Raw genomic sequence first — 11,711 nt, 5'->3', positions numbered from 1 at the left:
ACTCCAAACTCCAAACTCCAAACTCCAAACTCCAAACTCCAAACTCCAAACTCCAAACTCCAAACTCCTAACTCCTAACTCCTAACTCCTAACTCAGCACTCAATTATTCTTCTGTGCCTTGAATTTTTAGTAACAACGTGCCTAAGCCCCAGCCTACGAAGATTAAACCGAAGGACAATAAAGCTGCATTCAAAAGTTCGCCGCCCATTGGTGTGATTCTCCTTATGCAAATTAGTGTGTGTAAACTAGGTCTATCAGAAGCTCTTGAATTGTCGCTGTAGGATTAGACCTGTGTAAATAATCTTAAACTAGTTTAGCAAGTAATCCCTACTAGTTTGGGGGGCAATCCCTACTGTGGAGGGAGAGAACGGGGGGATGGGGAAAAATTTGATGATAATAATTATGAATAAATTTTATGTATCAAAATAATCAAGATAGTTTAGCGAATTTTAGCAAAAAGAATCGCCCGCGTTTGGCACTGACGCTGGGAGATCCGGCGGGAATTGGGCCGGAGGTGATTTTGAAAGCTTTAGCAGAACCGGAAATTAGTAAAAAATATGACGTGACAGTGGTGGGAAACCGGGATTTGCTGGTAGAGATTTATCAGAAACTGAATTTAACTGAGAATTTAGTATCTTTGGCAAATCCAGACGAGTTGTCAGTTATTGATGTGCAGTTGCATGGGGAAATTCAAGGTAAAATTATCGCCGGCATAGGTAATGCGGCCAGTGGTGCGGCTAGTTTTGCGTATATGGAATGTGCGATCGCTCAAACACTGGCTGGTAAATTTGATGCTATTGTCACAAGCCCGATCGCTAAATCTGCTTGGAAAGCCGCAGGGTATAATTATCCAGGGCAAACGGAACTTTTGGCGCAAAAGTCAGGTGTTGACCGTTTTGGGATGTTATTTGTGGCGCGATCGCCCCATACTAATTGGATACTCCGCACAATACTAGCTACCACACATATTCCCCTAAGTCAAGTAGCTGATACATTGACACCGGAGTTGCTGACACAGAAATTGGATTTGCTGGTGGAGTGTTTGGAGAAAGATTTTGGGATAGAAAATGGGAGAATTGCGATCGCGGGTTTGAATCCCCACAGTGGCGAACAGGGACAACTTGGACATGAAGAACAAGATTGGTTAATTCCCTGGTTGGAGCAAGAGCGGCAAAAGCGGCCACAATTACAGCTAGATGGGCCAATACCGCCAGATACGATGTGGGTTAAACCTGGTCAAGCTTGGTATGGAAATTCTTTAGTACAAAATCCTGCTGATGGCTACTTGGCACTTTACCACGACCAAGGCTTAATTCCTGTGAAGCTGATGGCGTTTGATCGGGCAGTTAATACTTCTATTGGTCTTCCTTTTGTTCGGACTTCACCAGATCATGGAACAGCGTTTGATATTGCGGGTAAGGGAATTGCTGATGCTACGAGTATGAAAGCAGCGATACATTTAGCGGCTGAGTTGGTTAGTCGAAGATTGGCGGTAGGTTGTGGTTAAAATAATTCGTAATTCGTAATTCGTAATTAAGTTTAAAGGCTTTGTAACCATTAGCTTAGACGACGGAAGTATTTATGAAGCTGAGTTACACTGGTATGAACCCCACGGAATTGGTAAGAAAGAAATCAAAATAAAACGCTTTCTATAGGAGTCGTTATGCAGTCAGCGAACACAGAAACTCAATATGTTGTTTGCATTAGCAACAAAGATTATCCTGCTTCTTTAGAAATTCGGAAAATTTACCAGACTGTTCCTGATTCTGATGCTATTAAACACCAAATGATTAGAGTTATTGATGAATCAGGTGAAGACTATTTATATCCTAGCAATTATTTCGTATTGATTGAATTACCAAAAGCAGTTGCAGAAGCTTTTTCTCTGGCTAGTTAAAATTTAATTATTCGTTTCAACGACTCTCAAATCTATTTCAAAGAATAGCTGTTCCTCATCACCAAAGCTGCCTTGAATCATATTGTGCCAGCTATTCCTGTTTCATTAATCCGAAATATGAACACCGGGGCGTTTGGGTGCTGCTGACGAGACTTATGTATAGCAGCTAATTCGTCTTTATCAGTGAAATAGTCTCCACTCTCAGGTTCAACAGCTACATACCAGTTGTGGTGACTTTTGATTAACTCTGGCTGAACTCGGTCAAAAATAATTTTACAGCGTTTGTAAAATGCCTCTTGTTCAGCTTTTCATTGAGCTTTTTTTTCTTCTGACCACTGAATATCAGCGAATATTCTTCCCCGACGAACTGTGCGAATAGGCTTTGGATTAGTCATTGTTATTTTTCACAATCTATTTTGAGATTTTATAACTTTATCATCGAAGCTATTTACTAGCCTCAAGTAAAGGCAATTTAACCAGTCATCCCCTTGTTGGGTGGCTGGTATTTATTTGTTTGTGCTTTTTGAGTTAGAGAAAGAATAGGCGCTCTAGGCTAACGCCTAAAAGTATATGAAGAAAATAAATAAAGAGTTGTACTCCAATAGTCGTGGAGTGGAATAGACTTTAAATATTTTTTTCTGAACGCTTCGCGCTGAAGAAATAAAGAATAGGCTAACCCCTAAAAGTATATGAAGAAAATAAATAAAGAGTTGTACTCCAATAGTCGTGGAGTGGAATCGACTTTAAATATCTTTTTTTTGAACGCTTCGCGCTGAGGGTAGGTGTAATTAGTTTGATTTGCAGAGTTGAAATTTTCAGGAGTTAATAATGGATTTCATAATGGATTTAGCTAAAATTGAAACTATTCAAGACTATGGTTTCGATCTTAAAAGTCTTTATGACTTGTGCAATCGTCAATCTAATAATATGAAGTCAATGCCTTCTAGTAATATTGCTTTTGGTCGAACTCACAAACCGTTTGGAAACGAGGTAATACTAGTATACCCTCCGGTAATTAACAAAGGACATTGGGATGAGACGGTTAATCGACTTGGTGATCGCATTCTTCCAGGATGGAATTCTGCCTTACTCTGCCATTATCCTCCAGGTGTTGGCATGAAACGACACCGTGACCACCGCGTTTTTGAACCTCTGGTAGCATTAGTCAATATTGGACGTGCTACTTTCTGCATTGATACTCAAGGGTATAGTAATAAATATCACCTTGAAGATGGTCAGGTTATCAAGTTTTATTCTAATCTTCACCATGAACTACTTCCGGTTGTATCTGACCGATGGTCTTTGTCCTTTCGCCGGATTAAGCCACAGGATCTACAGTTCTAAACTTATGTAATCCTTTTCATGTAAGGATTATGAGGCTGTTCTTATATCGCTGATGTCACTCTATATTAAATCTTTGTAACTTGCGCTCCCATCGGAAATACAAACTTTCTCCATCCACCTCATCTGTCTCTTCACTTTCATCAATGAGGTCTTGGTTTTTCTCCTCTAATTCGCGCATATACTGCCTGAGTATACCCCCAACAGCGATCGCTCTACTTTTATGCAGTTGACGGGTTAACTCTAAAAACCATTCTCTATCACCCACCAAATCTGATTCTTTCACCTGATACTTGAGAATTTCTGGGATGAGTAGTGAAGGGTTATGATGCTTTGCGATCGCGCTAGTATGAACAACAGGTTGGTAATCAATTCGTAAGCACTGCTGCCATAACGCTACCCATTTGGCATGAGAAAGATAGCCATGACTGAAATACGAAGGCGGCACCATTGCCAAAATATGTAAATGCGGATGTGCCGAGACTCCATCTCTACCTTTAGTTACTTCTGTAGACTTCACCCAACCTTTCGCAGGCCATGCCTTCAATTCAGTAAATCGCTTAAAAGCTTTATTTATCGAATCCAAGTTTTCCCTGAGTTCTTCAATCTGACAATTCTTTACAGTCAAAGTAACAAACAGCCAACGGTACTTGGGGTAATCAGTAACAACCTGTGGGAGAATTTTGTAAGCCCTTGCTTTCCACATGAGCGATCACCGCCACTGACAAACCGGACAATGACGAACTCTACAGAATCGGGCATCTGATAGCTTTAACTTGAGAATACCTTCCGATTCCTCTGGCACTAATTGAAACTTCAACAACTCGGAACACATTTTCATGCGCCAAGCGTACTGCTGAAAGCAATCTTCGTCTGCTTTGGCATAATAATGCAAGACTTTATCAGTATTGGTTCTGTGCTTATCCCAGATTTTACCTATAGGCGAAACTTCGGATAAGGTCTGTACATTTTGATTTTGTTGGAACTTATCTTGAGACGATATATTAAAAGCAATAAAGTTACTGTCTAAGGCTTGAGCAGACACAAAATCACCAAATCAGTTTGTATCAACGCCTCAAATTAACGCAAGTTATACGCTCAAGCCTCAGTAAAAGTATTTAGGGAAATATGAAAGTGGCAGCATTGCTAAAATATGTAAATGCGGGTGTGCTGAGACTCCATTTCTACCTTTAGCCACTTCTGTAGATTTCACCCAACTTTTCGTAAACAATGCTTTTAATTCAGCTAATCCCTTAAAAGCCTTATTCATCGAATTCGAGTTTTCCCTGAGTTACTGAATCTGGCAATTATTAAAAGGAATTTTGTCTTTGTCCAACCATAGATAGCCTTGACCCGGAAAACATGTCAGATTACTTGAATAAGTACCAAAAGTCTGATAGGAAAACCATACTAATGAGAATTTGGGCTACTACTGCTGTGCTAGTTTCTTCTTGGCTAATATTTGCAGCCATAGGTTCTAAGCCAATCAACGCTACTTCTGTTTTGATAGAAAATGGCATATCATCTCCTGCGCCAACGAATACAAAACAGATTACTGTTAGTAACACTGAGTTCGGGCTGAAGAGAGTTGACTCTAAAGGTAACGTTACCATTTTACGGACGACGAGAGTGCCACTTCAGCAAGGAAACGCCTACGGATGGCGGATTAAGCTCAAAGACTACCAAGGGGAAGTGAAATGGCGCGAAGTCTTGCATTTACCAAAACCTCCAGAAACTTGGGGTACAGATAACGGTGAAGACTTTTCAATATCAGCAGATGGCACTACATCTGTGACGCGGCGCACACAGTCGGCTCCAGACGGTGTGATTGAGAATTTTTGGACGATCGCTCCTGGCGATCCCCTTGGTAAGTATAGAATAGAGGTCTATATTGATGACCGTTTGATCGGTACTTTCGAGTTTGAACTTATTCCAGTCAAGTAGAGTCAAAGAAGAGGCTTGCTCTAATTCCCTCCTTTTTAAGGAGGGTTAGGGAGGATCGAGTCTTAAATAATTCGTAATTCGTAATTCGTAATTCGTAATAGAGCCTCCGGCACGCTGCGCGGTTTTCATGGCCCTTTGGGCTGTACGTAAATTTTGTTTTGTAATGAAGAGTGCTGTTGTGGGGACGGTTTCCGACTCGCATTACTTCGGGGGATTTAACCCCAATGGTTCCTGAGCCTGTCGAAGGACACAAAACTTGCTTATTTTTAGAACCGGGGGACTTCAACCCACGGACAGCAGTTAAATATAAGATCAAACCTCACCCTCAATCCCTCTCCTTATTAAGGAGAGGGAAGCCGGATAGAGGGTGAGGTTTTATATTTAATTTGACCCACTTACTTAAAATACGTCAGACTATTAAATATCAGTCAATACAGTTGAGTTAAGGCTCTTTTTTTAAAGAACCGCAGAGGCAAGAAAGACACAGAGAGAAGAAGGAATTAAACCAATAATTGATATTTCTCTTGAGCTAAATTGTAAAGTGGTCGCCAAACCAAACGATTAGTCAAGACTACTAAAAGAGACATGACTACAGTTGAAGCTAACAATAGAGAGAAATTACCTGTAGCTGTGGCGTGAGAAATTGTTGCCCCCAATCCAGGAGTACTAATTACTCGCCCTTGAAATGCGACGTACTCACTAACGATACTGGCATTCCAAGCGCCGCCAACGGCGGTAATAATTCCTGTAATTAGGTAGGGAAAGATTGCAGGTAAAATTAAGGTTCGCCAACGCTGCAAAGTTGAGAGTTTATATACCAAAGCTGCTTCGATCAGGTCTGAGGGGATAGACTGCGCCCCAGCGATGACGTTAAACAGGATATACCACATTGTTCCTAACATCATCAGAGCGATCGCACCAATTTGCAAACCACCAGCGATGCGGGTTAAACCTAGCAGCAGTACTGGAAATAAGGCTGTTGCCGGCACAGAAGCGGCGATTTGGACTAATGGTTGCAATACTTGAGCTAACCGTCGATTGCGACCAATTGCTACTCCCACGGGTACTGTCCACAACAGGGATAATATCAAAGCAATTATCACCCGCAAGGCTGTTAACATAGCGCCCTTTATTACTTGTTGCCAATCATCCCAGCCTAAAGTCCGTAATAGTAGTACGGCTTCCCAAGTACCCCATAGCACAATTAAGGTGAAACCGCTAACAAATACCCAATTTAAAAAACTCGGCAAATTTAGGTTCCCTTTGGCATTTACAGGTACGGAACGCACAGGAAACGAGCTAATTAAACTCTTGTCTAGGACTGTTTGTAATGGCTGAAAAACCCGTTTACTAATTGCGCGTAAAGTAGGCGATCGCCTGAAAATATCCAATACCCACGATTGGGGTGCATTTTCTGTTTCAAGCATCTCTAACTTGAATCTTTCGGCCCAAGCAATAAGTGGCCGCCACACAAAAAAATCAGTTATCACAATAATCCCAATCAGCAGCCCCAAGCCCCACAATATAGCTTTAAAGTCTCCATGATTGGCTGCTGTGCCTAAAAAAGAGCCTAATCCAGGCAAACGAAAATCTTTATTACCCAAGGTAAATGACTCAATAGCTATTAAAAAAAACCAACCTCCAGCCACCGACATTACACTATTCCATACCAAACCAATTACACCAGATGGTAACTCCAACGTCCAAAAACGTTGCCAGGGATTAAGCCGATAAACCCGCGTTGCTTCTCGCAATTCTTGCGGAATACTTTGGAGAGATTGGTAAAAACTAAAAGTCATATTCCAAGTCATGCCAGTAAAAATTAGCAAAATCGCTGCTAGTTCTACACCAATTCTCTGACCTGGAAACACAGCAATCAAAGCCAGCACCACACCTGGTAAAAAAGACAATACTGGAATCGATTGCAGAATATCCAACATCGGAATTAAAATCCGTTCTGCCATTCGGGAGCGATAAGCACTATAGGCATACAATAGGGTGAAAATTAGGGATAAAAAGTAAGCAAGAACCATGCGGATTAGGCTTTGGGCTGCATATCCTGGCAAAGCATTGATGTTTGTAGAAATTGTCAGTTCAGGTTGAAAAGTACCACTAAATTGTGAAGCAGTTCTAATAATTGCCACAATAAAAGATAAAATCACCATAATCAGCAATCCATCTTGCCAAGTCCAATTGTTACGTCCCAGAGTTTTATTAGCAGGAGTGAGTGGTCGAGTCATATTAAGTAGGGAGTAGAGCCAGATGAGAGGAGAATAACAAATAATAAATATCGTGTCCGGCTAAAGACTTATCATTTAGACCGCAGTTATTACTAGGGGAAAGAGGCTTTTCCAATTTTTGCACAGATGCGGTAATCATAAGTGATTAACCAGACTTGATATAACAAATGACCAATGACCAATGACCAATGACCAATGACCAGTGACAAATGACTAATGGCTAACAACAGCTTGCTCTAAAAAGATTTGACCCGATGGCTCATCGTAGCCGTATATTTCGGCGTAACGACCCCAATCTACGACGGTTTTTAATTGTCGCTCGGCTTCTTCTGGGCTAAAGTGACTTTCTAGGATATCTAAAACCAGTTCTTCTGGAATACGTTGATTATTTTTCGCTTCTAGAAGACGGTAAATTTGCTGTACCAAACGAATATGACTTAAGAGTTGCGATCGCACAATTTGTTTGCGATCGTCAATACTACCATTGATAAATTGTTGCCCGATTGGCTTCAGGCTAATATCCCCTTCTGCGAGTTCTACAAAATCCATTAATTTTGCAGCTTCCACAATTGGTAAAATATCATCTACTTCTAGTTGCAATTCTTGGGTAAGCCGAGATAAATCTTTTTCTTGACGATCTTCTAAAATTTCCAAAAGACCGGCAATACTACCAATTCTCACGGCTGGCAAAGACTGATATTTTGCTGGTGGTGTTGCATCTGGTACAGAGGTAGTCGCTGGGGGCTGAATTTTTTCTAATTCGGGGTTGGTGATGATTGTATAAACCTGATCTACCAGGGCTTGAAAACTTGGGTGTTTGCGATCGCGGTAATGGGGTAAAGTCACAGGTAAATCAGCCCGAATTCTTCCCGGATTGCGTCCTAGAACAATAATCCGATCTGCCATAATTACCGCTTCCTCAATCCCGTGGGTGACAATCAGAATGGCTTGGGTGGGTATCCGACGTTCTAACCACAAATCTAATAACTCAAAACGCAAGTTTTCTGCTGTCAGCACATCCAATGCTGAAAACGGCTCATCCATACATAACAGTTCTGGTTCTACAGCCAAAGCTCTAGCAAATCCAACTCGCTGACGCATTCCCCCAGAAAGCTCTTTGGGATAGGCATTTTCAAACCCATCCAAACCAATAATATCAATCATCTTCAACGCCTTTTGCCGTCGAGAGTCTGGGGGTTCTCCTTTTGCTTTTAAACCAAGTTCCACATTCTCCAGTACAGTTAACCAAGGATAAAGAGCAAAACTTTGAAAAACAATTGCTACCCCAGGATTTAAACCAACTAAAGGACGATTATGATATATCACTTCACCTTGAGTCGCGGGAATTAACCCAGCAACGATCCGCATTAAAGTAGATTTCCCTGAACCGGAAGGGCCTAGTAATGCAACTATCTCCCCCGGTCGCAACTCAAGACTGATATTTTCTAGGATGACAATCTGCTGGCCGTTGGGCTGTTGATAAGATTTGCTGACACCTTTTAGGAGGATCAGATGTTCTGTTGCTGTTTTAAAGGCCATGGCTCTTTCTGTAAGAGAATAATATAAAGAAGTCGGAAGTCGTTCGTCTGAAGTACAGTTTTGTAACGAAGAGTGCTGTTATGGGGACGGTTTGGGCCCACAAAACTTTGGGGGATTTAGACCCCGCTCTCCACATAATACTTACGGCTTGTTATAAGCTGGGGACAAAAAAGCGCCGAAGTTTGTTAAATAAACCACGTCTATCTTGAAACCTATAGTTCTTCCATTATGAAAAGGATTTGCCCTCATCCCCCAACCCCGAATCCCAGATTTGGGATTCGGGGAGCCGAAATTTCAAACTCCCTCTCAAGCATTTGCGAGAGGGATTTAGGGAGAGGGTGAAAACTACGGTTCTCAACTTAGATAAGGTTTAGAATATGATGTTGAGGTTATCTTACAATTAAAGCTGCTAAAAATGACTTCTTTAGCAATTTTAGCAATCCGGTAGCTTAACTACTCTAGGACTTACGCTTTCAAGGCAGTAAAATCCTTGATTTTCCGTAGGGGCAATTCATGAATTGCCCTTACATTTGGTATCTGATGCGTAAGTTCTATACTCGCTTGTGTGGTCAGAAATTAGCTGTAAGAGTTAATAAGCTGTTCCACATTTAAATTGCATCATCTGGGCGCTCATGTTGCCCACCCCACAATAATTATATTTAATTAGATTATGCAAATTAGATGTTTTTTATCTGAAGATAATTCCACTAATTGCTGCAAAAAAAATGACCCATGCCCGAATATTAAAAGGAAGAAATTGCTCTATTAAGTAGGTAGGCGTAATTAAACATAAGCTAAAATCTCACCCTCAAAGCATCAAAGAGCGATTGAGGGTGAGGTTTTATATTTAATTTGACCCACTTACTTAGCTCTGTGCATCTGAGTAAATTTGGAGTGATTACAGATATTAAATAAACAACCTATACTATGGCGGTTACAATAGAAAGACCTTAAGCTGAAGAGTATCTTAGGGATAAAAGTTTGATTTTTGTTGGGTAGCGATCGTGAATACAGAGGAATTCCTGCGATTGATCGAAAAGCAGCGCTCATGTCCTCAGACACTGCCAAAAGCTCTGCAAGGAATGTGGTATGAGAAGCAAGGTGATTGGAACAAAGCCCATGAAATAGTTCAAAATGCCAGCGATGCTGATAGTGCCTGGGTTCATGCTTACCTGCACCGCAAAGAAGGCGATTTGAAGAATGCTAATTTCTGGTATCGTCGCAGTGGTCAGCCAGAGTTTTCAGGAGAACTAAGCCAGGAATGGGAACAAATAACTTCTGTATTGCTAAAGAAGGTGAACGCTTCACATGAATGCTGAGGAATTAAAACGGCGTTTTGCCGCAGGAGAAAGATATTTTCCAGCCGTCAACTTGAGTAGGGACAAGTTGATTGGAGCCTATTTGCCTGGAATCAATTTATGGGGTTGTGACTTGAGTGGAGCCAACCTAGCTAAAGCTAAACTCTGGGGAGCAGATTTGAGTAGAGCTAACTTAGCCAAAGCAAACTTGACCAGAGCTAATTTGAGCGGTGTCAAACTCAATGAAGCAAATCTTCGGGGAGCAAAACTCAACTATGCTAAGTTGTATGGAGCGAATCTGACTGGCGCTTACTACGATGACAGTACGCGGTTTTCTAGAGGTTTTGACCCTATCAGTCAAAATATGCGAAAGGTATAAAGGGGACTGGGGACACTTTCGACTTGCTCAGTCCCCTTTAAATAACTGATTTTGATATATGTTAATGTGAGCTATCTAACATAGACGATATCAACATTTGTTCAAAAACTTTGGAAAGAGCAGTTTGAAAACGTTGACGATGCTTGAGTTTGAAAAAAGGTCGAACTATTTCTGCGTAGGTGTAGCCGGCCGTAGGCATCATACCTTTACCCTCTCTATTATCAATCACGCGAATTGCCCGCAGAGTTCCCAACTGTATTTCTTTTTTTACCATCAACTCAGAAATTCCAATTGCACCGACACCTTCTTCGATCGCTGCTTTTGTCATCTCTCCACTATTGAACACTAAAATCACATCCAGTTCACTGAGATTGATTCCCCAATTTTGTAAGGCTTCCTCAAACCTTTGCTGGGTTCCAGAACCTGGTTCTCGCATCACCCAAAGGGTTTGAGTCAATTGGCTTAAGTCAATTTCTCCCCACTCAAACCAAGGATGTTTTTGACCTACTACAATTTGTAAGCGATCGCTTCCTACTATTTCGTACTCTAAAGTACTTTGAAGCGCTGGCTTCACATCTCCTTCTACCAAACCCAAATCAAACTGTCCTGTCGCCGTTCCCATACAAATCTCTTCTGTATTGGCAAGGCTACAGTTAATCTGGATACCGGGATATCGGCTTTTAAACTCACTAATCTTACTTGGTAGCCAGTAGTTACCAATTGTCAGACTTGATCCTAATTTCAACTCACCCCGTTGCAGATTGTTCAATTCTCGCAATCCCCTTTCAGTCAAGGAAACTTGATCGAGAATTTTTTGGGCTTCTACTTGCAATAATTTACCAGCCTCAGCAATCTCGATATGCCGACCAATCCGATGGAACAGCTTCACACCGTATTCTTGCTCTAAGTTGTGGATTGCTGCACTGACGGCAGGTTGTGTAATATAAAGCTCCTCTGCTGCGCGAGTAAAGTGTAAATGCTGCGCCACAGCCATAAAAATTTTTAGCTGCTCAAGCGTCATTCCTGCCATTTATGGTATCCCTACAACTTGGTGTCAAATTTTTAATCACTT

At 41.3% G+C, this 11,711-nt stretch carries 12 protein-coding genes and 1 pseudogene; 6 read left to right on the top strand and 7 right to left on the bottom strand.

Annotation, left to right across the window (positions count from 1 at the left end; genetic code table 11):
• Nucleotides 1-104 precede the first annotated feature (104 nt).
• Complete coding sequence (gene petM / locus V7K73_RS08690) at nt 105-209, bottom strand: cytochrome b6-f complex subunit PetM (protein ID WP_334879005.1); 105 nt, start codon at nt 207-209, stop codon at nt 105-107.
• A 207-nt stretch (nt 210-416) separates the two neighbouring features.
• On the opposite strand from petM, the gene pdxA reads away from it, so the two are divergent.
• The 3 genes from pdxA to V7K73_RS08675 all read left to right on the top strand — a co-directional run bounded on the left by pdxA (nt 417) and on the right by V7K73_RS08675 (nt 3,242).
• Nucleotides 417-1,508, top strand: coding sequence for a 4-hydroxythreonine-4-phosphate dehydrogenase PdxA (gene pdxA / locus V7K73_RS08685; protein ID WP_334879003.1), 1,092 nt, complete (start codon nt 417-419; stop codon nt 1,506-1,508).
• A 156-nt stretch (nt 1,509-1,664) separates the two neighbouring features.
• Nucleotides 1,665-1,898 (top strand): hypothetical protein, encoded by a 234-nt coding sequence (locus V7K73_RS08680; RefSeq protein WP_334879001.1) that lies wholly within the window; start codon nt 1,665-1,667, stop codon nt 1,896-1,898.
• Between the two features lie 840 nt (nt 1,899-2,738).
• Nucleotides 2,739-3,242 carry a hypothetical protein gene (locus tag V7K73_RS08675; RefSeq protein ID WP_334878999.1) on the top strand — a complete coding sequence of 168 codons (504 nt, stop codon included), beginning with the start codon at nt 2,739-2,741 and terminating at the stop codon, nt 3,240-3,242.
• Nucleotides 3,243-3,297: 55 nt separating this feature from the next.
• On the opposite strand, the gene V7K73_RS08670 is transcribed toward V7K73_RS08675, so the two are convergent.
• The 3 genes and pseudogenes from V7K73_RS08670 to V7K73_RS29795 form a co-directional block, all read right to left on the bottom strand.
• Nucleotides 3,298-3,945 carry a protein rep gene (locus V7K73_RS08670; RefSeq protein WP_334878997.1) on the bottom strand — a complete coding sequence of 216 codons (648 nt, stop codon included), beginning with the start codon at nt 3,943-3,945 and terminating at the stop codon, nt 3,298-3,300.
• A gap of 6 nt (nt 3,946-3,951) precedes the next feature.
• Complete coding sequence (locus V7K73_RS08665; RefSeq protein ID WP_334878995.1) at nt 3,952-4,284, bottom strand: hypothetical protein; 333 nt, start codon at nt 4,282-4,284, stop codon at nt 3,952-3,954.
• Nucleotides 4,285-4,344: 60 nt separating this feature from the next.
• A pseudogene (locus tag V7K73_RS29795) lies at nt 4,345-4,518 on the bottom strand (protein rep); the annotation flags it as partial.
• A 134-nt stretch (nt 4,519-4,652) separates the two neighbouring features.
• On the opposite strand from V7K73_RS29795, the gene V7K73_RS08660 reads away from it, so the two are divergent.
• On the top strand, nt 4,653-5,183 hold the full coding sequence (locus V7K73_RS08660; protein ID WP_334878993.1) for a hypothetical protein: 531 nt from the start codon (nt 4,653-4,655) through the stop codon (nt 5,181-5,183).
• 500 nt (nt 5,184-5,683) lie between these two features.
• On the opposite strand, the gene V7K73_RS08655 is transcribed toward V7K73_RS08660, so the two are convergent.
• Both V7K73_RS08655 and V7K73_RS08650 read right to left on the bottom strand, forming a co-directional pair.
• On the bottom strand, nt 5,684-7,423 hold the full coding sequence (locus tag V7K73_RS08655; protein WP_334878991.1) for an ABC transporter permease: 1,740 nt from the start codon (nt 7,421-7,423) through the stop codon (nt 5,684-5,686).
• A gap of 213 nt (nt 7,424-7,636) precedes the next feature.
• Nucleotides 7,637-8,962: an ABC transporter ATP-binding protein gene (locus tag V7K73_RS08650; protein ID WP_334878989.1), complete on the bottom strand. Its 1,326-nt coding sequence runs from the start codon at nt 8,960-8,962 to the stop codon at nt 7,637-7,639.
• Between the two features lie 1,004 nt (nt 8,963-9,966).
• Between V7K73_RS08650 and V7K73_RS08645 the strand changes: the two genes are divergently transcribed.
• Entirely contained in the window at nt 9,967-10,281 is a 315-nt protein-coding gene (locus V7K73_RS08645; RefSeq protein ID WP_334878987.1) for a hypothetical protein, read from the top strand.
• Entirely contained in the window at nt 10,271-10,639 is a 369-nt protein-coding gene (locus V7K73_RS08640; protein WP_334878985.1) for a pentapeptide repeat-containing protein, read from the top strand. Before V7K73_RS08645 ends, V7K73_RS08640 begins: the two co-directional genes overlap by 11 nt.
• 61 nt (nt 10,640-10,700) lie before the next feature.
• On the opposite strand, the gene V7K73_RS08635 is transcribed toward V7K73_RS08640, so the two are convergent.
• Complete coding sequence (locus V7K73_RS08635) at nt 10,701-11,669, bottom strand: LysR substrate-binding domain-containing protein (RefSeq protein WP_334878983.1); 969 nt, start codon at nt 11,667-11,669, stop codon at nt 10,701-10,703.
• Nucleotides 11,670-11,711: the final 42 nt, after the last annotated feature.

The sequence above is a fragment of the Nostoc sp. genome, assembly GCF_036916975.1.
Classification (GTDB): Bacteria; Cyanobacteriota; Cyanobacteriia; order Cyanobacteriales; family Nostocaceae; genus Nostoc.
Note: the sequence above shows the minus strand (reverse complement) of the source record. Positions and strands in the feature narration are given on the sequence as shown.